Origin of the sequence: Streptomyces sp. NPDC094147 (assembly GCF_044764265.1) — a bacterium.
Taxonomy (GTDB): Bacteria; Actinomycetota; Actinomycetes; order Streptomycetales; family Streptomycetaceae; genus Streptomyces.
Genome location: NZ_JBIWHT010000005.1, coordinates 93,265 through 114,601, shown reverse-complemented (window position 1 = coordinate 114,601; position 21,337 = coordinate 93,265). Strand labels below are relative to the sequence as shown.

Below are 21,337 nucleotides of genomic sequence, written 5' to 3'. Positions count from 1 at the left end.
GGGGTGGCGGCGTGCCGGCCTAGCGCCGGCCCGCCACCCCCGGCGCGCACACATTCCGTGGTCCGCCTTCTGTGGTTCGCCTCAGCAACAGGCGTCCATGTCTCCTGGGAGTCCTTATGAACACGCCCTCCTCTCGCGAGGACAGGATCGCCGCGCTTCCCGCGCACCTGCGGGACGCGCTCGCCAAGCGCCTGGCCGGCCGGTCCGACACCGGCGCCGGGCCGACGATCCCGGTGGTCTCGCGCGCGGAGGCACTGCCCATGTCGTACGGGCAGCAGCGCCTGTGGTTCATGGAGGACTTCGCGCCGGGCAGCGCCGACTACCACCTGGCGCTGGCCCTGCGGCTGACCGGCCCGGTGGACGCGACGGCCCTGCGGGCGGCGGCCGATGAGCTGGTGGCCCGGCACGAGTCGCTGCACACCGCCTTCGAGATGGTGGACGGCCGCGGCATCCAGGTGCCGCGCGCCGACACCGCGCCCCAGTGGACGGACGCCGACGTTTCGGACGTCGCCGGGGCCGGACGCGAGGAGCGGGCCCGCGAGCTGGTGCGGGCCGAGATGAGCCGCCCCTACGACCTCGAAAAGGGTCCGCTGGTACGCGTCCTGCTGGTGCGGCTGTCGGACACCGAGCACATCTGCGTCCTGGGGATGCACCACATCGTGACCGACGGCTGGTCGATGGGGATCGCGGCGCGCGAGTGGAGCGAGCTGTACGCGGCCCGCGTGCAGCGGCGGGACGCGAAGCTGCCCCAAGTGGCCGTCCAGTACCCGGACTTCGCCGCCTGGCAGCGCGACCGGCTGGAGAACGGCCGCCTGCTGGAGGAGCAGCTGGCCTGGTGGCGCGAGCGGCTGGCCGGACTCGCGCCGCTGGAGCTGCCCACCGACCGCCCCCGGCCCGCCGTGCGCTCCTCGGCCGGCGCCGCCCAGCTCTTCGAGGTGCCCGCCACCACTCTCGCCGGGCTCAAGGAGCTGGCGCGCCGGCGCGGCGCCACGCTGTTCATGGCCCTGACGGCGGCCGTCGACGTCCTGCTCGCCCGCTACTCGGGGCAGCAGGACATCGCGGTCGGCACCTCGTCCTCCGGCCGGGCCCGGCCGGAGCTGGAGCAACTGGTCGGCTTCCTGGTCAACACCGTCGTACTGCGCTCCCGGGTCGAGTCCGACATGTCCTTCGGCGACCTCCTCGACCAGGTCAAGGACACCGTCCTCGACGCGTTCGCCCACGAGGACGTGCCGTTCGACCGGCTGGTGGAGGCGCTGCAACCGGAGCGCGACACCAGCCGTACGCCGCTGATCCAGGCGAGCGTCGTCCTGCAGAACGCCCCCACCGACTCCGTGGTGTTCCCCGGCGTCGAGGCCGCCGAATACCCGCTGGACCGGGACGCGTCCCTGCTCGACCTCACCCTGGAGTTCGAGGAGCGCGACGGCCGGCTGCTCGGCCTGGTCGAGTACAGCACCGAACTCTTCGACGCGACGACGATCACCCGGCTCACCGGCCACCTCAACACCCTGCTCGCCGCGGCCGTCGCCGACCCCGAACAGGCGGTGTCGGAGCTCTCGTTGCTCACCGACGACGAGTACCGGCAGATCGTCGTGGACTGGAACGCGACGGACTCCGCCGAGGGATCCGCCGCGCTCATCCACGAGCGGATCGCCGAACAGGCCGCGCGGACCCCGGACGCGGTGGCCGTCATCAGCGAGGGCGGCGACACCCTCACCCACCGCGAACTGGACGAGCGCGCCAACCGGCTCGCCCATCACCTGCGCGCACACGGCGCCGGACCGGGCTCCCTGGTCGGCCTGTGCGTCGAGCGCGGCAGCAAGATGGCCGTCGGCCTGCTCGGCATCCTCAAGGCGGGTGCGGCCTACGTACCGCTCGACCCGGCCTTCCCGGCCGAGCGGCTCGCGTACATGCTCCAGGAATCCGGCGCCGGACTGATCGTCACGCAGGGCGCCGCCCGCGACAGCCTGCCGCGAACGGACGCCGTCCTGGTGGACCTGGAGGCCGACCGCACCGCGATCGAGCAGCACCCCGTCACGGCGCCCGACACCGCCGTGACGGCCACCGACCTGGCCTACGTCATCTATACCTCGGGCTCCACCGGCAACCCCAAGGGCGTCGCCATCGAGCACCGCAACGTGCGCCACATCTGCGCCGCCTGGGACGAGCGGTACGACCTGGCCGGGCTCGAACTGCGCTTCCTGTCCGTCTCCAGCCTCTCCGTGGACCTCTTCTTCGCGGACCTCATCCGCTCGCTCCCCTTCGGCGGCGCGCTGATCATCGCGTCCAAGGACGTCACCACCGAGCCCTCCGCGCTCCTCGACCTGATCGCGCGCACCGGCGCCACCGGCATCGAGATCGTGCCCTCCCTGATGAACGCCGTCCTGCAGGAGGTCGAGCGGCGCGGCGACGGATTCCCCCCGCTGCGGCTGATCTCGGTCGGCTCCGAGGGCTGGCGGGTCGAGGACTGCCGCGCGCTGCTGCGCCAGGTCCGGCACGACGCCATCATCGTCAACGCGTACGGCGGCACCGAGGCCACCGTCGACTCCACCGTCTTCGTCCCCTCCCACGAGGCGCTGCGCGACAGCGTGTTCGTCCCCATCGGCCGGCCGCTGCCCCGCACCCGGGTGCACGTCCTGGACGCCGCGATGCGGCCCGTCCCGGTGGGCGTGCCCGGCGAGATCTACATCGGCGGCGACGGGGTGGGCCGCGGCTACCACCAGCGCGACGACCTGACCGCCGAGCGCTTCGTGGCGAGCCCCTTCGACAGCGCGGACCGGCTCTACCGCACGGGTGACCGGGCCCGTCTGCTGCCCGGCGGCGACCTGGAGTTCCTCGGCCGGGCGGACGACCAGGTCAAGATCCGCGGCTTCCGCATCGAGCTCGGCGAGGTCGAGAGCGCCGTCCTGTCGCACCCCGACGTCGAGGACGCCGTGGTGCTGGCCCGCCAGGAGGACTCCGGGCGCCGGCGCCTGGTGGCCTACCTCGTCACCGCCCGCGAACTGCACCCCTCCGACCTGCGCAGCCACCTCACCGGCCTGCTGCCGGACTACATGGTCCCGGCCGCCTTCGTGACCCTGGACGAGCTGCCGCTGACCCCCAACGGCAAGGTGGACCGGCGCGCGCTGCCCGAGCCCGACGCGGGCGCCGGCCTGCCGGACGCGCAGTACGTGGCGCCGCGCGACGAGACCGAGGAACTCCTTGCCGGCGCGTGGGCGGAGGTCCTGGGCGTCGAACGCGTCGGCATCCACGACAACTTCTTCGACCTGGGCGGCGACTCGATCCTGTCCATCCAGGTCGTCTCCCGGGCCCGCCAGGCGGGTCTGGCCCTCACCTCCAAGCTGCTCTTCACCCACCAGAGCGTCGCCGCACTGGCCACCGTCGTGGAGAAGGCCGCCGTCACCACGGCGGCCGCCGACGCGGGCGCGGTCTGCGGACGCGTCGAACTCACCCCGATCCAGGAGTGGTTCTTCACCGCGCACACCGTCAACCCCGACCACTACACGATGTCGGTGCACGTCGAACTGGCCCCCGGCACCGACGGCGCCGTGCTGGGCCGCGCCCTGGACGCCGTGGTCGCCCACCACGACGCCCTGAGGATGCGCTACACCCGGCTCGGCGAGCGCTGGACCCAGGAGTACGGCCAGGCGGCCGGAACCCTGCTCGACGAGTGCGACCTCACCGCGCTGGACGCGACCGAACGCGACCGCGCCCTGGAGGACGCCGCCCTCGCCGCCCAGCGGTCGCACGACCTGTCCGCGGGCGCCCTGGTGAAGGGCGTTTTCTTCCGGCCGGCCGACGGCCTCGCGCCCCGCCTGTTCCTCGCGGTGCACCACGTGGTGATGGACGGGGTGTCGTGGCGGGTGCTCCTGGAGGACCTGGCCACGGCGTACGGCCAACTCGCCGAGGGGCGGCCGGTCGCCCTCGGCGGCCGGACCAGCAGTTACCAGCAGTGGTCGCAGCGGCTTGCGGACCATGTCCGCTCGGGCGGTCTCGACCACGAGATCGAGCACTGGGCGGGCGTGGACCCGGACAACGCCCCGCCCCTGCCCACCGATCGCGGCGGTGCGAACATCACCGCGCGCGAGCGGACCGTCGAGGTGCGGCTGAGCCGGCGGGAGACCGACGCCCTGCTGCACCAGGTGCCCTCCGTCTACCGCACCCAGATCAACGACGTGCTGGTCAGCGCGCTCGGCCGGGCCATGACCGGCTGGATCGGCCAGGACCGGGTGGTCATCGGCCTGGAGGGCCACGGACGCGAGGAGCTGTTCGACGACCTCGATCTGTCCCGTACCGTCGGCTGGTTCACCTCCCACTTCCCCGTGGCGCTCACCGTGCCCGGCGACCGCCCCTGGGGCGAGACCGTCAAGTCGGTCAAGGAGCAGCTGCGCGCGATCCCCGGCCGGGGCCTCGGCTACGACGCGCTGCGCTTCCTGTCCCGGCCCGGCACCCCGGGCCACGTGCTGCGCGCGGACCGGCTGCCGCAGATCAGCTTCAACTACCTCGGCCAGTGGCACGGCACGACCAGCCAGGACGGCCTGATCCGCGACCGGCTGCCGGCCCTCGGCCTCGACCACGAGCCGGACGAGCCGCGCCCCTACCTCCTCGACGTCATCGGCATGGTCGAGGACGGCCGCCTCGGCGTCGGCTGGACCTTCTCCGACCAGGTCTTCGACCCGGCCACGATCGAGCGGGTGGCCGAGGAGTTCCTGACCGCGCTGCGCGAGATCATCGGGCACTGCCTGGAGGCGGGCAGCGGCGGCGCCACGCCCTCCGACTTCCCGCTGGCGGGCCTCGACCAGGCCGGCGTCGACCGGATCGTGGGCGACGGACGCACCGTGGCGGACATCTATCCGCTGACGCCGATGCAGGCCGGCATGCTCTTCCACACCCTGGCCGACCCGGACGCGCCGACCTACTTCGAGCAGATGGCCTTCGTCTTCGACGGCGTGTCCGACGTGGACCTGCTGGCCCGCGCCTGGCAAACGGTCACCGACCACCTGGAGATCCTGCGCGGCTCGCTGGTGTGGGACCAGGTGGACCGGCCGCTGATGGTGATCGACCGGCAGGCGGAGCTGCCCGTCCGGCACCTGGACTGGCGGGGGATGACGGAGGCGGACCAGCACAAGGCGCTGGAGCGCTTCCTGGCCGAGGACCGTGCCCAGGGCCTGGACCTCTCCGTCGCGCCGCTGGCCCGGCTGGCCCTGCTGCGCACCTCCGACACCAGCGTCCGCGTCGTACGCACCTCCCACCACGTGCTCCTGGACGGCTGGAGCACCTTCCAGATGCTCTCCGAACTGTCCACCGCCTACGAGGCGTTGGCGGCCGGCGAGACACCGGCGTTGCCGGCCCGGCGTCCGTTCAGCGCGTACGTGCAGTGGCTCCAGGAACAGGACCTGGCGCAGGCCGAGGAGTACTGGCGCGGTCTCCTTGCGGGTTTCGAGGAGCCGACGCCGCTGCCGTACGACCGCCGCCCGGCCTCCAGCCATCAGTCGCGGTCCACCGACAGCCTGGTCGAGGAGCTCTCGCCGCAGGCGTCCCAGGAGCTGTTCGCCTTCGCGCGGCAGCACCGGCTGACCGTGAACGCCGTGGTGCAGGGCGCCTGGGCGCTGCTGCTCTCCCGCTACGCCGGCCGGCGGGACGTGGTCTTCGGCGCGACGGTCTCGGGCCGCCCGGCCGACCTGCCGGGCATCGACTCCATCGTCGGCATGATGATCAACACGCTGCCCGTACGGATCACGACCGGCGCGGCCACGCCCGTCGCCGAGTGGCTGGGCGAGGTGCAGCGGGCGCAGGTCGAGGCGCGCGGCTACGAGTACGTACCGCTGGGGCAGATCCAGAGCTGGAGCGGCGTCGAGCGCGGCACCAACCTCTTCGAGAGCCTGGTCGTCTTCGAGAACTACCCGATGAACGACCGGACCGCCGCCGAGCAGGGCCTGCGACTGCGGGGCCTGGAGGGCGTGGAGGCGACCAACTTCCCGCTCAACCTGATCGCGTACGCGGGCGACCGGTTCGCGTACTCCCTGTCCTACGACGCCGAGCTGTTCGACGCGTCCACCGTCGCGCGCCTGGCCCGGCACTTCGAGACGCTCCTGACCGCCATGGTCGCCGAACCCCAGCGGGCGGTGTCGGCCGTCCCGATGCTCTCGGACGGCGAGTTCGACCGGGTCGTGCGCGAGTGGAACGCGGCGAGCGCCGTGGAGGTGGCGGCAGGCTCGGTCCTCGACCGGTTCGCCCAGTGGGCGGCCGCGGCGCCGGACGCCGTGGCGGTGTCCTGCGGCGACGCTTCGCTCACCTACCGCGAGCTGGACGAGCGCGCCAACCGGCTCGCCCACCACCTGATCTCGCTGGGGGCCGGACCCGACCGGCTGGTGGGCCTGGCCGTCGACCGCGGCCTGCACATGACGGTCGGCCAGCTCGGCATCCTGAAGTCCGGTGCCGCGTATGTGCCGTTGGATCCGGCCTACCCGGCCGAGCGCCTGGCGTACCTGCTGCACGACAGCGGCGCCCGGCTGCTGGTGACCCACCAGGGCGTACGCGAGGGGCTGCCGGACACCGAGGCCGCGGTCGTGGACCTGGACGCCGACGCGGCGGCGCTGCGCGAACACCCCGCGTCCGCGCCCGAACTCGCCCTGAACGGCGCGCACTTGGCGTACGTGATCTACACCTCCGGTTCCACCGGAAAGCCCAAGGGCGTCGGCGTCCCGCACGCCAACCTGGCCAACCACCTCGCCTGGCTCGACGAGTCCTTCCCGGTCGACCCGAGCGACCAGGTCCTGATGCGGACCTCCATCAGCTTCGACGTATCGGTGTGGGAGCTGATGCTGTCCGTGCTCTCCGGCGCGACGGCCCACATCGTCCCCGCGGACGTGGCCAAGGACCCGTTCCGGCTGGCCGACTTCATGGACCAACGAGCCATCACCATCGCGGAGTTCGTGCCCTCCCTGCTCGGCGCGGTCCCGCTGGAGCGCAGGCCCGGGGCGCTGAAGCGGATATTCATCGGCGGGGAGGTGCTGCCCAAGGGCCTCGCGGACGAACTGTGCGCGGCCTGGGAGGTGCCGCTGGTCAACCTCTACGGGCCCACCGAGACCACCATTCAGATCACCGCGCACGAATACCGCGGAGCGGGCACCGGCGAGACCGTCCCGATCGGCGGCCCCATCGCGAACGCCGCGCTGCTCGTGCTCGACGCGGACCTGCGCCCGGTGCCGGCGGGCGTGGCCGGCGAACTGTACGCGGCCGGCCCCATGCTGGCCCGCGGCTACCTCAACCGGCCGGGGCTGACCGCGGAGCGGTTCGTGGCCTGCCCCTTCGGGGCGCCCGGCGAGCGGATGTACCGCACCGGCGACGTGGTGCGCCGGCGCGGTGACGGCCGCCTCGACTTCATCGGCCGCGCCGACGACCAGGTGAAGATCCGCGGCTTCCGCGTCGAACTGGGCGAGATCGAGTCCGCGCTGGCCGCCCAGGAAGGCATCGGCCTGGTCGCCGTGGTGGCGCGGGAGGACAACCCCGGCGACAAGCGGCTGATCGCCTACTTCACCGCGGACCGGGAGCTGACGAGCGGTGAGCTGCGCGCGGCCCTGGCCGGATCGCTGCCGGAGCACATGGTGCCGGCCGCGTTCGTCGCCATGGACACCATGCCGGTGACGCCGAACGGCAAGATCGACGCGAAGGCGCTGCCGCGGCCCGAGATCCAGGGCGACCGGCTGGGCTCGGCGTACGTCGCTCCGCGCGACGCGGCCGAGGAGACCCTGGCCGGGATCTGGGCCGAGGTGCTGGGCGCCGAGCGGGTCGGCGTCCACGACAACTTCTTCGACCTGGGCGGCAACTCCATCGTCGCCATCCTGGTCGTCTCCCGGGTCCACCGGGCCCTGGGCGTCCAGCTCTCGCCCCGCCTCCTGTTCGACGCCCCGACGGTCGCCCGGATGGCCGCCGCACTGGCACCGGACCAGGCGTCCGCCGACATCGCGATCCCGGTGGCCGACCGCAGGGGACCGCTGCCGATGTCCTTCGGCCAGCAACGCCTCTGGTTCCTCCAGGACTTCAACGAGGACAGCACGGAATACCACTCGACGGCCGGCCTGCGGCTGACCGGCGACCTCGACACGGCCGCGCTGCGCGCCGCCACCGCCGACCTGACCGCCCGGCACGAGTCGCTGCGCACCACGTTCGACATGGCCGACGGCCGGGGCGTGCAGCGCGTCCACCCCGTCCTGGAGCCGCGCTGGACCACCGCCGACCTGTCGGCGACCCCCGCCGACGAGCGCGAGGAGCGCCTTCGGGAGCTCGTACGCGGCGAGCTGGCGCGGCCGTACGACCTCAAGAACGGCCCGCTGCTGCGGGTCCTGCTGGTGCGCACGGCCGCCGACGAGCACGTCTTCGTCATCGGCATGCACCACATCGTCACCGACGGCTGGTCGGTGGGCATCGTCGCCCAGGAGCTCGGTGAGCTGTACGCGGCCCGGGTGCGCGGCGCCGAGGCGCGACTGCCGCAGGTCCCGGTCCAGTACCCCGACTTCGCCGTCTGGCAGCGCGGGCGCCTTGAGGACGACGGCCTGCTGGAGACCCAGCTCGGCTGGTGGCGCGAGCGGCTGGCGGGCGTGGCCCCGCTGGAGCTGCCGACCGACCGGCTGCGGCCCGCGGTGCGCTCCGCGACCGGCGCGGCCTTCGGCTTCGAGGTGCCCTCGGCGACCGTCGACGGGGTCAAGAAGGTGGCCCGCGAGCAGGGCGCGACCCTGTTCATGGCGCTGACCGCGGCCCTGAAGGTGATCTTCGCCCGGTACTCGGGACAGCGGGACATCGCGCTCGGCACCGTCTCGGCGGGCCGCGGGCACGCCGGTCTGGAGCAGCTGGTCGGCTTCCTGGTCAACACCGTCGTACTGCGCTCGCAGATCGATTCGGAGCTGTCCTTCAGCGAGCTGGTCGGGCAGGTCCGCGAGACGGTCCTGGACGCCTTCGCCCACGAGGAGGTGCCCTTCGAGCGGGTGGTGGAGGCGGTGCAGCTGGAGCGGGACACCAGCCGTACGCCGCTGTTCCAGGTCATGGTCGTCATGCAGAACGCCCCGGGGATGAACCCGGAGCTGCCCGGTGTCCGGGTCGGCGACTTCACGATGGAGCGGGACAGCGCCCTGTACGACCTCACCATCGAGTTCGAGGAGCACGCCTCGGGCCTGTCGGTCCTGGTGGAGTACAGCACCGAGCTGTTCGACGAGGCGACCATCGCCCGGTTCGCCGAGCACGTCGGGGTCCTCCTGGACGGCGTGGCCGCCGATCCCAAGTCCCCTGTCGCGGCAGTCCAGTTGGTCACGGACGCCGAGCTGGAGCGCGTGGTGCGCGAGTGGAACCCGACGGACGCCGAGCCGGCCCCGGCCGGTGCGATCCACGAGCAGGTCGCCGCGCGCGCCGCCGCCACCCCGGACGCGACCGCCGTCTCCTGCGGCCACGAGACCCTGACCTACCGGGAGCTGGACGAGCGGGCGAACCAGCTCGCGCACCACCTGATCGCGCTGGGCGCCGGCCCCGAGGTGCTCGTCGGCCTGTCGGTCGAGCGCGGTGCGCAGATGGCGGTCGGCCTGCTGGGCATCCTGAAGTCCGGTGCCGCGTATGTGCCGTTGGACCCGGCCTACCCCGCCGACCGGCTGGAGTACATGCTGCGCGACGCCGGAGCTGGGCTCCTGGTGACCCACCGCGGTCTGCACGAACGGCTCCCGGCGGCCGAGGCGGTGGTGGTCGACCTGGACCGCGACGCCGCCGCGATCGGCGGGCTCGCCACCACCGCACCCGGGACGCCGGTGACCGGCGCGGACCTGGCGTACGTCATCTACACCTCAGGCTCCACCGGGCGCCCCAAGGGCGTGGCCGTCGAACACCACACGGTGCTCAACCTGCTGGCGAACTGCCAACCGGCCTACGGCTTCGGCGAACGCGACGTGTGGACCGTCTTCCACTCCTACGCGTTCGACTTCTCGGTGTGGGAGCTGTGGGGCTGCCTGAGCACGGGCGGCCACGCGGTGATCGTGCCGCAGGACGTGGCCCGCAGCCCCGAGGCGATGTGGACGCTGCTGCGCGAGCAGGGCGTCACAGTGCTCAACCAGACGCCGTCGATGTTCCGCGAACTCGTGGAGAGCGCGGCCGAACGCGACGCCGGGACGCTGCCCGAGCTGCGCTGGGTGATCTTCGGCGGTGAGGCACTGGAGCCGAAGCACCTGATGACCTGGTTCGACCGCTTCGGCGGCGGCCCGGCCCGGCTGGTCAACATGTACGGCATCACCGAGACGACCGTGCACGTCACCTACCAGGAGGTGCTGGCCGAGCACGTGGCGGCCGGCGGCCGCATCCCGGCGGGCAGGCCGCTGCCGAGCTACCGGGTCCTGCTGCTCGACGGGACGGGAGCGCCCGTACCCATCGGGGTGCCGGGCGAGATCCACGTGGCCGGCGCCGGCCTGGCGCGCGGCTATCTGCACCGGCCCGAGCTGACCGCCGAACGTTTCCCCGCCAACCCGTACGGCGAGCCGGGGGAGCGGATGTACCGCTCCGGCGACATCGCCCGCTGGCGGGTGGACGGCACGCTCGAACACCTCGGCCGCGCCGACGCCCAGGTCAAGATCCGCGGCTTCCGCATCGAACTGGGCGAGATCGAGACGGCGTTGGTCCGTCACGAAGCGGTCCGCGAGGCCGTCGTGGTGGCCCACCAGGAGGAGGGCGGACACCGCAGGCTGGTCGCCTATCTCGTCGGCGGCCACGACCTGTCCACCCCGGAGCTGCGCGAGCACCTGGCCGCCTCGCTGCCCGACTACATGGTTCCGGCGGTGTTCGTCACCCTGGACGCCCTGCCGCTGACGCCGAGCGGCAAGGTCGACCGGCGCGCCCTGCCCGCACCCACCGTGGACACCGGCCGGCTGGCGGCGGAGCACGTCGCACCGCGCGACGAGACCGAGGAGATCCTCGCCGCGGTCTGGGCCGAGGTCCTGGGCGTCGAGCGGGTCGGCATCCACGACAACTTCTTCCACCTCGGCGGCGACTCGATCCTCTCCATCCAGGTCACCTCCCGGGCCCGGCAGGAGGGCCTGCAGCTGACCTCCAAGCTGCTCTTCCTCCACCAGACCATCGCCGCGCTGTCCGGCCTCGTCGAGCGGACCTCCGCCGACCGCGGCGAGGCGGGCACGGTCTCGGGCGAGGTCGAACTCACCCCCATCCAGCGGTGGTTCTTCGCCGAGCACACGGTCAACCCGCACCAGTACGCGATGTCCGTGCACGTCGAGCTGGCCCCCGACACCGACCCCGCCCTGCTCGGCCGGGCACTGTCCGCCGTGGTCGCCCAGCACGACGCGCTGCGGATGCGCTACGCCCGTACCGACGACGGCTGGACCCAGCACTACGGCGACGCCGTCCAGGCGCCGCTCCTGGTGCGCGACCTGTCCGCGGCGGACGACGCCGAGCGCGAGCGGTCCCTCGAAGAGGCCGCGCTGAGCGCCCAGCGGTCGCTGGACCTGTCCGCCGACGCCCTGCTGCGAGGAGTCTTCTTCCAGCTGGGCCAGGGGCGGCTGCCCCGGCTGTTCCTGGTCGTGCACCACCTGGTGATGGACGGCGTGTCGTGGCGCGTGGTGCTGGAAGACCTGGCCACGGCGTACGCCCGACTCGCCGAGGGCCGCCCGGCCGACCTGGGCGGCCGGACCACCAGCTACCAGCGGTGGGCCCGGCGGCTGACCGACCACGTCCGCTCCGGCGGTCTGGACGCTGAGGCGGAGTACTGGGCGGGCGCGGGCGGTTCGCCCGCGATCCCGTGCGACGGCGCGGCCGCCAACACCTACGGCGACACCGTGACGACCACCGTCCAACTGGGCCGCGAGGCCACCGAGTCCCTGCTGACGCGGGTGCCCGGCATCTACCGCACCCAGATCAACGACGTCCTGCTCGCGGTCCTGGGCCGGGTGCTCGGACAGTGGGCCGGCGCGCCGGTGACGATCGCGCTGGAGGGCCACGGCCGCGAGGAACTCTTCGACGACGTGGACCTCTCCCGCACCGTCGGCTGGTTCACCACCATCTACCCGGTCACCCTCGATGTCCCCGACGGCGACTGGGGGCGCGCCCTGAAGGCGGTCAAGCGCGGCCTGCGCCGGCTGCCCGGCCGGGGCCTGGGCTACGGAGCCCTGCGCTATCTGTCGCAGGACGGCCGAGCGGGCAGCGCGCTGGCGGCCCAGGAACAGCCGCGCGTCAGCTTCAACTACATGGGGCAGTGGGACCTCACCGCCGACCAGGACGGCCTGATCCGCGGCCAGCTGGACGGTCTCGGCCAGGACCAGGCGCCCGAGCAGCCCCGACCGCATCTGATCGACATCGTGGCGGCCGTCATCGACGGCGAACTGCGGATCGAATGGATCCACTCCGAGGCCATCCACCACACCGCCACCGTCGAGCGGCTCGCCCGCCAATTCCTGGAGGGATTGCGGCAGATCGCCGAGTAGCGGCGGGCCGTCGACCCCTCGGGCCTGCCGCCCCCACCCAACGCGAGTGCCCCGCGCCCGGCGCGGGGCCCGCCCACCACTGAAAGGTTCCTCTCGTGGCCCGGTACGTTCTCAACCACGACGAAACGCTGGCGACGGCGAACGTCGCCGATCAATTCCTGGCGAGCCACCCCACCTGGGAGCCGCTGGACCAGGCCGAACAGATCAGGGCCGAGGCGGAGAAACTGCCCCTGGGCATAAGGCAGTTCCTCTCGGCCTCGCGGGCCGCCGAGGAAGCCGTCATCCGGGTGGCCAACCTCCCCCTGAGCGACAACCTCGTTCCGACGCCGCCGAGTTGGCAGGTCGCCGAGAAGGAGGGCGCCGCGGTCCGCGAGGAACTGGTGCTGCTCCTGATCGCCTCGCTGCTCGGCGACCCGTTCGCCTGGAGCAACCAGCAGAACGGACGGCTCGTCCACGACGTCTGCCCCTCCAAGGGCCAGGAGGCGTCGCTGACCAGCGCGAGCAGCCAAACCCAGCTGACGCTGCACACCGAAGACGTCTTCCACACCTGCCGCGGCGACTACGTGGCGCTCATGTGCCTGCGCAACCCGGACGGGGTGGGCACCACCGTGGCCAGCCTGGACGCCGTGGCCCTGCCGCAGTCCCTGCGCGAGGTGCTGGAACAGGACCGATTCCGCTTCTACCCGGACGACTCGCACGTCCCCCAGCAGGAGAACGCCTCGGGGGAGCGGGCCGCACTGGACGAGCGCGAACACGAGGTGGCGTCCGTGCTCTTCGGCCCCTGGGAGGCCCCGTACCTGCGCATGGACGCGGACTTCACCAGCCCGCTGACCGGGGACACCGAGGCCGGGGCAGCCCTCGTGGAGTGCGCCGGGCTGCTGCGGGCGTCCGCCGAGCGCGTCGTCCTCGAACCGGGCGAGGTGGGCTTCCTGGACAACTACCGGGTCGTGCACGGCAGGGACGTCTTCACGCCGCGCTACGACGGTACGGACCGCTGGCTCAAGCGCACCAGCATGGTGCGCGACCTGCGCCGCACCTATGTGCACACCCGGTCGCGCTCCCGCGTCCTGGGCTGAGCTGCCCTGCCCCCGTCTTGCCCCGCAGGGCCGCCGCCATGGACCACCGACGAAGGAGCAGCCGTGACTCAACCGCACCCCGGTAAACGGGACTTCACCCTCTTGTGGGCGAGCCAGGCGTTCAGCGAGTTCGCCTACAGCACCTCCCTGATCGTCCTGCCGCTGCTGGTCCTGACGATCACCGACTCGCCCAGCGAGGCCGGCCTGGTCGGATTCGCCGATGCCGTGGCCATCCTGGCGGCCGGCCTGCCGGCCGGTGCCATCGCCGACCGCTACGACCGCAGAACCGTGCTGCTGTGGTGCGAGGCCGTACTGGTGGTGATCTTCGGGGCCATGGCGGTGATGCTGTGGGCCGGGGCCGCGTCGCTGATCGCGCTGCTGGTCCTGGCCCTGGTCAACGGCGCCGCCACGGCGGTCATGCTGGCCACCGGCGAGGCGATGATCCCGACGCTGGTCGCCCGGGAGAGGGTGTCGGACGCCGTCGCGATGAACTCGGCGCGCACCTACGCCGGTCAGCTCGCCGGCACCTCGGCGGGCGGCTTCCTCCAGGCGGCCAAGAACGCCTTCCCGTTCCTGGCCGGATCCGCGGCCCACCTCGTCGGCTTCGTCCTGCTGCTGTTCATCAAGCGCCAGCCGGCCGTCCCGCGATCCGAGGCCAAGGGGTGGTCGTCCGGCGACCTGCTGGACGGCATCACCTGGATCAGGACGCAGCCGTTCCTGCGGCTCGGCCTCGGCTTCGCGACGGCGACGAACTTCTTCTACGGAACCGTCTACTTCATCGTCATCGCGTCGGCGAAGACGAGCGGAATGAGCTCCGGGCTCATCGGTGTCATGGCGGCGCTGCTGGGGGTCGGCGGACTGCTCGGCGCCCTGGCCGCGCCGAAGCTCCAGCGCGTGCTGACCGGCTCGCGCCCGATCTTCGTCGTGCTGTGGCTCTTCGCCGTGCTCACCGTCGCGATCGCGCTGCTGCCCGGCAGCTACACACCGGGCATCCTGCTCGGCATCACGGCCTTCACGGCGCCGACGGCCAGCGCGTACTTCACGACGTACCAGCTGCTGCTCACCCCGGACACCCACCGCGGCCGGGTGATGAGCGTGGCGAACATCTGCAGCTCGGGCGGCGGCGCGATCGCCCCGCTGGCGGGCGGTGTCGTCTACGACCTGTGCGGCCGGCTCGTCAGCCTGCTGATCTGCGGCGCCGTCCTCGGGGTGGTCGCGCTGTGCGCCGTACTGAGTCCGCTCATGCGCAACCCCCCGTCGCCGCACGGCGAGCAGGCCGACAAGGACGAGCAGCCGGACCCGGTGGGGAACGCCGCCGCCTGAACGGCCCCAGGGGTGTCCCCAGGCCCCACAGACCGACCGCTGAAGAAAGACAGGCCACCATGGACTTGGCAAACCCGGATCTCTACACCACCGAGGCACGCTTCGATATGTGGCAGGAGCACATGTCGAAGAACGCGAGGATCTGGAGCGAACCGGGAATCTCCCCGAACGGCTTCTGGTCCGTCTTCTCGCACCAGGACTGCAGCGCCGTCCTTTCCCCCAAGGCGCCCTTCACCTCCGAGCACGGCATGATGATCGGCTTCGACACCGAGAACTCGGACAACTCCGGCGGCCGCATGCTCGTGGTCTCCGACGGGGCCTGGCATTCGGCGTTGAAGCGGCTGATCGGGCCGTTCCTTTCCCGGCTGCGCGCACCGGAGTTGAACGAGGTCCTGGAGCGCGAGGTCAAGGAGATCATCAACAGGATGAAGTCCCAGGAGACCACCGATGTAGCGCTGGAGGTCGGGCCCCGGCTTCCGGCGGCCATTGTGTGCGAGGTCATCGGAGTGCCGCTGAGCGACCGGGAGAACCTGATCGAGCTGACCAACCACGCCTTCGGTGGCGAGGAGAGCTCATTCGACAAGATGTCGCCCGCCCAGGCCCACGCGGAAATCCTCTTCTATTTCCACGAGTTGGTGATGGAGCGCGAGGAGAAGCCGGGTGACGATCTGGTCAGCGCGATGCTCGCCGACGGCCGGCTGGACGTCGACGACGTGGTCATCAACTGCGACAACGTCCTTATCGGCGGCAACGAGACCACCCGGCACTCGATCACCGGTGTCTTCCACATACTCCAGTCCTTCCCCGACATCCTGGACAGGATCCACGACGACCCGGATATAGTCGATCTTGCTGTCGAGGAGGTTGTCCGGTGGACGTCACCGGCAATGCACGTACTTCGTGTGGCCACCGAAGACTGCGTCGTCGGAGATCAGCGAATCAGCAAGGGGGACCCGGTGGTTGCCTGGCTGTCCGCGGCCAATCGCGACGAGCGGGTCTTCGCGGATCCGCACGCCTTCCGGCTGGATCGCAAGCCCAACCGCCATCTCGGCTTCGGCACCGGGCCGCACCACTGCCTGGGAGCCGCCCTCGCCCGCATCGAACTGCGCACTCTGCTGGTCCAGTTGGCCGACCAAGCGCGTTCCGTACGGCTGGCGAGCGACCCGAAGTGGATGCGGTCGAACCTGATCCAGGGGTACAGCGGACTCGGTGTGTCGGTCGACTGGCGCTGATGGGCATCATGCGGCGGGATTGAAGTAGGGGGAAGTTCCATCATGGTCGCGCTACGTCTTACTGTTGAGGATCTGTCCAGGATCCGCTTTATCGGCACTTTAGGTGCCGACTTCGAAACGCGTTTCGCCGAGGCCCGGTTCGCCGAGTCGCAGCAGGACGTCTTCGTGGAGTGGCGACGGAAGGTAAAGCGGCGGTTACGAGGTGTGAGTCCAGGCGACGCCTCCGCGGTCGCCTCCCGCATCAAGCAGAGACCGCTGACCGCTTCCTCGGCAGGGGGCGACAAGGGTTTCTACACGACCGCTGTGGAGCCCTTCTGGGGGCAGATAAAGAATTACCTGGAACTGGCTCGCGAGGTATGCGGACGGACCATTGTGTCGGGCGGCGTGGAGAGTGCGCTCAACAACCTTCATCCCGCGATCAGTTGGGACGCCCCGGTGCTGCGGGTGAATCACGGACCGCACGACAGGGAAATCGCCCTCACCGGCAAGGGCCTTGTGCTGGCCCCGTCGCTGTTCGCGGCGAATCCCCTGATGCTGGATTCGAGATCGGGATGGCAGGGGACGCCGACCCTCGTGTACAACGTCATACCGGACGCCGATACCGCCGCAGCGCTCTGGCAGGGCGCGGAGGGCGGGTCCGCCCTGAGCGAACTGCTCGGGCACACCCGGGCAAGCGTTCTGGAGAGCGTGCGAGTGCCCAGTTCCACCGGTGAGATATCACGCCGGCTTCACATATCGAATCCATCGGCCAGCAAACACGTAGGCGTTCTGCGGCGCTCCGGCTTTGTGACGACGGAGCGGAAGAACAATTCCGTCGTCCACCGGCTGACTCTGCTGGGCGAAGCGGTTCTCGGCTGAGAACCGGTTCTTGGCCGACCACCGGTTCTCGTTCTACACGTACGGGGAGATCCACCCATGTCCACAACATCCTCCTGGCTGGTGACACACCGGCCGAACCCGTCGGCGGACCGGCGCGTCGTCTGCTTTCCGCACGCCGGCGGCAGCGCGAGCTTCTTCCGGCCCTGGGCTCAACACCTCGGCCCCGACGTCGAGTTGCAGGCAGTTCAGTACCCCGGCCGGGAGAACCGGCTGGCGGAACCACTGACGTCCTCGATGCGGGAACTGGCGGCCGGCGCGGCACGGGCGATCGGCGCCGATCCGGGGCGCGAGACCATCCTGTTCGGCCACAGCATGGGCGCCGCGGTCGCCTACGAGACGCTGCGCCTGCTGGAGTCGGCCGGAACGGCCCACGTCACCCGCCTGTGCGTGTCGGGGCGGGAGCTGTCGGGGTTCCCCGAGCCGGTCGACGCCGGCCCGCGCGGCGACGACGACCTGATGGCGACGATGGCGGACCTCGGCGGCACCCGGTCGGCGGTCCTGGACGATCCGGACCTGCGCGCCATGGTCCTCGACATCATCCGCAACGACTACCACCTCATCGACAGCTACCGGCCGGACCCGGGGGCCGCCCCGGTGAGCGCGGAGGTCGTCGCGCTGACCGGGGACCAGGACCCCCAGGTCGACGTGGCCCGGGTCAGGGCATGGCAGTCGGTCACCACCGGCGCGTTCTCCCTGCGGGTGTTCCCCGGTGGCCACTTCTACCTCACCTCGCATGTCAGGACCCTGCTCGACGTGGCGACCGCACGGCGGCGCGCTCCGCTTCCCGCGCCTCCCGCCTGAACTGCCGTACCGGCGAACCCTGTTGGTGCGAAACGGCTGTCCGGGGGCGGGTGGTGGTAGGGGAAACCCGACCAGGAAGTCTCGACCTAGCTCTGATGACCTTGGCGGCCCCGGCGGCTGCAATGGCAGGGTGAGATTGCGTCGAGTCGAATACCCGGTCAGCGCCCCGGTCGCCGGATCCGCGGCCCCTCCCGTCCCCTGGTGGAACCGCCGGGAGACGTGGGGCGCGGGGTGGCTGCTCGCCGCCGTGTGGGCCGCCGCCTTCCCCGTGGTCTCCTCGCTCGACACGCACCGGCTGTGGGGAGCGAGCGCCGCGCTCGGATACGCCGCCGCGGCGGCCGTCTCGTACGGGCTGCCCGGCCCGCGCGCCCGGCGCGCCGCGGTGACCGTCGCGCTGGCCGGTGCCGTGGCGGTGCCTCTGCTCTTCCTGGTGCTGACGGGAGGGGCCCAGAGCGAGGTCGACGTGATCGAGCGCTCGGGGCGGCTGCTCCTGGAGCAGGGCACCCCTTACCTTCCCCACCCGGACAAGGTCACGGACTACACGCCGTACCTCCCCGCCATGGCGCTGCTCGGCATCCCCAAGGCGCTGATGGGCGAGCACAGTTGGGCGGCGCGGCTGCTCGGTGACGCGCGGATCTGGTGCGCGGCGGTGTTCCTCCTGTGCCTGCGCGCCGCGCGCCTGACGCTCCGTCAGCCCGGTGGGCCGGCCCGCAGCACCGCTCGGCCCGAGCGGATACCGTACGCGACCGCCGTGGCGGCGCTGATCGCCTCTCCCGTGGTGGCCCTGCCCCTGTGCGTCAGCGGAGTGGACCTCCCGCTGATCGGCCTGTGCTGCCTCGGCCTCGCCCTGGCGGCCCGCGGACGCCCGGCGGCGGCGGGCCTCGCGCTCGCCGTGGTGTGCTCCCTCAAGTGGACCGCCTGGCCCGCGATCGCGGTGGTCCTGGTCCTGCTCGGCCGGGTGGCGGGCGGCCGGGCGGCCCTGCGGTGCGCGGCCACCGCGGCGGCCGGCGCGACCCTGCTGATCGCGCCCGGCGCACTGCTCTCGCCCGCCGCCATGGTCGAGCAGGTGCTGGCCTTCCCGACCGGACGCGGCGACCTGCCGACCCCGGCCGCCAGCCCGCTGCCCGGCCGGCTGCTGGCCGATCTGGGTCCGGCCGGCTGGTACGCGGCCGTCGGGCTGCTGGTCTGCGGGGGGCTCGCCGTCGCCGTGTCCCTCGTACAGCACCCGCCCGCCCGGCTGCGGGCCGCGGCCGACCGGCTGGCGATCGGCCTGCTTGTGGCCTTCGCCCTGGCGCCCGCCGGACGCTTCGGCTATCTCACCCTGCCCATCGTGCTGATGGCGTGGGCCCGGCTGGTCGACCCCCGTGAACCGGTCCCCAGCCTGCCGGTACGCGGTGCCCGGCCCGACCGCACCGCCCTCGTGATCCCGTCCCGAGCCCCCTACGCCCCCGCCGGCACAGGAGGAATCCGATGACCGCCCCGTCCCCGTCCCCCTCGCGCCACCCGCGCCGTACCCCCGGACGGGCAGGCCGCCGGCCCGGCCGGCGCGCCACGGGCGTGGCCGCCGCCCTGCGCTGGGCGGCCCCCCGGTGCTCCTTCGTGGAGGAAGAGGTCGCCGGTCTCGGCGAGTTCGTCGCGTCCGGGGACGTCTGCCTGGACGTCGGCGCCGAATACGGCCTCTACACCTGGACGCTGGCCGCCCTGGCCGGGCCCTCGGGGCGGGTGCACAGCGTCGAACCGCTGCCCGGCCCGGCCCGCTGGCTGCGCACCGGCGCCCGCCTCCTGGGCTGCCGCAACGTCACCGTCCACCGCACCGCCCTCGGGGCCCGCCCCGGGCCCGGCACCCTGAGCCTGCCGCGGCGCGGGGGACTGCCGGTGCACGGCCGCGCCTTTCTGACCCAGGGCGCCTGCGGGCCCGGCCCCAACAGCGAGTTCCGCACCTCGCGGCCGGTCCGCACCCCCGTCCAGACGCTGGACCAACTGGTGCGCCGGGAGGGCATCGAGAAGCTCCGCTTCGTGAAGGCCGACGTCGAGGGCGCCGAACTCGCCGTCCTGAGCGGGGCGCAGGAGGTACTGCGCCGCTGCCGGCCGGCCCTGCTGCTGGAGATCGAGAGCAGGCACCTGGACAAGTACGGCGCCCAGCCCGCCGACATCGTCAGCCATCTCCAGGACTTCGGATACGGCCTGCACCGCCGGCACCGAGGGCGCTGGACCGAAACCACCCGCATCACCGACGACTGCCGCAACTACCTCTTCGTCCCGTAGGCCCATGCCCGACCGGTCCCGTGTCCGGCAGTCGAGATCATCCACACCGAAGGCAGCGACGGCACCCATGAGCACCACTCTCGTCATCACCAACGACTTCCCGCCCCGCCAGGGCGGCATCGAGACCTTCGTCCACGCGCTGGCCACCCGCATACCCGGCAACGACGTGGTGGTCTACACCTCGAACGAGACGGGGGCCGCCGAGTACGACGCGACCCTGCCGTTCCCCGTCATCCGGGAGCCCACCCGTACCTTGCTGCCGACCCGGCGCATCACCCGCAGGGCGATCGCGATCGCCCGCGAACACGGCTGCGACCGGGTCTGGTTCGGCGCGGCGGCGCCGCTCGCCCACATGGCCCCCGACCTGCGCCGGGCCGGCATCCGAAGGACCGTCGCCACCACCCACGGCCATGAGATCTGGTGGGCCCGCACCCCCGGGGCCCGCCAGGTCATGCGGCGCATGGGCGACAGCGTGGACGTGGTGACCTACCTGGGGCAGTACACCCGGTCCCGGATCGCGCCCGCCCTCGGACCGCGGGCCCGGATGAGCCGGCTCGTACCGGGAGTGGACCCCGCGGACTTCCGGCCCGACCTCCCCGCGCAGCGCGTCCAGGAGCTCCGCGACCAGTACGGCATCAGCGGCAGGAGAGTCATCCTGTGCGCCTCGCGCCTGGTGCCGCGCAAGGGGCAGGACACCCTCATCCGCGCGCTGCCGCTCATCCAACGAGCCGTACCGGCAGCGGTGTTGGTGATCGTGGGCCAGGGCCCGCACGAGCGGCGGCTGCGCGCGCTGGCCCGCAAACACACCGCGGAGGGCTCCGTCGTCTTCGCGGGCGGCAAGGGCCACACCGAGATGCCCGCCTTCTACGCCGCGGCCGACGTCTTCGCCATGCCGTGCCGCACCCGGCGGGCCGGCCTGGAGGCGGAGGGCCTGGGCATCGTCTTCCTGGAGGCCGCGGCCAGCGGACTGCCCGTGATCGTCGGCGACTCCGGCGGCGCGCCCGACACCGTGCTCGACGGGAAGACCGGGCACGTGGTCGACGGCACCGACGTCGTCGCCGTCGCCCGCTCCATCGCGCGGACCCTGCTGTCGCCGAACCGGGCCGCGATGGGCGCCGCCGGACGCGCATGGGTCGAACGGCAGTGGTCCTGGGACGTCTCGGCCCGCCGCCTGACGCAGCTCCTCGACCCCGACCTCGCCCTCGACCGGCTGCCCGAGCCGGAAGCGCGACTGCGCTGACGCAGCCGTACGAGCCGCCGCCACCGACCGTCTTCACACCCTCCGGCCCGGCCGACGGTA

At 72.2% G+C, this 21,337-nt stretch carries 9 protein-coding genes; all 9 read left to right on the top strand.

The genetic code is table 11. The features are described 5' to 3' along the window. Positions 1-116: 116 nt before the first annotated feature. Positions 117-12,461, top strand: coding sequence for an amino acid adenylation domain-containing protein (locus ACIQ8J_RS11095; RefSeq protein ID WP_403270865.1), 12,345 nt, complete (start codon positions 117-119; stop codon positions 12,459-12,461). A 95-nt stretch (positions 12,462-12,556) separates the two neighbouring features. Then, on the top strand, positions 12,557-13,537 hold the full coding sequence (locus ACIQ8J_RS11090) for a TauD/TfdA family dioxygenase (protein WP_403270868.1): 981 nt from the start codon (positions 12,557-12,559) through the stop codon (positions 13,535-13,537). A gap of 63 nt (positions 13,538-13,600) precedes the next feature. Beyond that, positions 13,601-14,860 (top strand): MFS transporter, encoded by a 1,260-nt coding sequence (locus tag ACIQ8J_RS11085; RefSeq protein WP_403270871.1) that lies wholly within the window; start codon positions 13,601-13,603, stop codon positions 14,858-14,860. A gap of 59 nt (positions 14,861-14,919) precedes the next feature. After that, positions 14,920-16,092, top strand: a complete 1,173-nt coding sequence (locus ACIQ8J_RS11080) for a cytochrome P450 (RefSeq protein ID WP_403270873.1) — start codon at positions 14,920-14,922, stop codon at positions 16,090-16,092. 42 nt (positions 16,093-16,134) lie between these two features. Further along, positions 16,135-16,950, top strand: coding sequence for an ArsR/SmtB family transcription factor (locus tag ACIQ8J_RS11075; protein ID WP_403270876.1), 816 nt, complete (start codon positions 16,135-16,137; stop codon positions 16,948-16,950). Between the two features lie 57 nt (positions 16,951-17,007). After that, entirely contained in the window at positions 17,008-17,772 is a 765-nt protein-coding gene (locus ACIQ8J_RS11070; RefSeq protein WP_403270879.1) for a thioesterase II family protein, read from the top strand. Positions 17,773-17,902: 130 nt separating this feature from the next. Next, positions 17,903-19,246: a glycosyltransferase 87 family protein gene (locus ACIQ8J_RS11065; RefSeq protein ID WP_403270881.1), complete on the top strand. Its 1,344-nt coding sequence runs from the start codon at positions 17,903-17,905 to the stop codon at positions 19,244-19,246. Next, positions 19,243-20,037: an FkbM family methyltransferase gene (locus ACIQ8J_RS11060; protein ID WP_403270884.1), complete on the top strand. Its 795-nt coding sequence runs from the start codon at positions 19,243-19,245 to the stop codon at positions 20,035-20,037. Before ACIQ8J_RS11065 ends, ACIQ8J_RS11060 begins: the two co-directional genes overlap by 4 nt. Positions 20,038-20,104: 67 nt before the next feature. Continuing rightward, positions 20,105-21,277, top strand: a complete 1,173-nt coding sequence (locus ACIQ8J_RS11055; RefSeq protein WP_403270887.1) for a glycosyltransferase family 4 protein — start codon at positions 20,105-20,107, stop codon at positions 21,275-21,277. Positions 21,278-21,337: the final 60 nt, after the last annotated feature.

What these genes read in the sequence shown, in the direction of transcription:
- ACIQ8J_RS11075 (WP_403270876.1), top strand. Translation starts at nt 16,135, where the DNA reads ATGGTCGCGCTACGTCTTACTGTTGAGGATCTGTCCAGGATCCGCTTT.
- ACIQ8J_RS11080 (WP_403270873.1), top strand. Translation starts at nt 14,920, where the DNA reads ATGGACTTGGCAAACCCGGATCTCTACACCACCGAGGCACGCTTCGAT.
- ACIQ8J_RS11070 (WP_403270879.1), top strand. Translation starts at nt 17,008, where the DNA reads ATGTCCACAACATCCTCCTGGCTGGTGACACACCGGCCGAACCCGTCG.
- ACIQ8J_RS11060 (WP_403270884.1), top strand. Translation starts at nt 19,243, where the DNA reads ATGACCGCCCCGTCCCCGTCCCCCTCGCGCCACCCGCGCCGTACCCCC.
- ACIQ8J_RS11095 (WP_403270865.1), top strand. Translation starts at nt 117, where the DNA reads ATGAACACGCCCTCCTCTCGCGAGGACAGGATCGCCGCGCTTCCCGCG.
- ACIQ8J_RS11055 (WP_403270887.1), top strand. Translation starts at nt 20,105, where the DNA reads ATGAGCACCACTCTCGTCATCACCAACGACTTCCCGCCCCGCCAGGGC.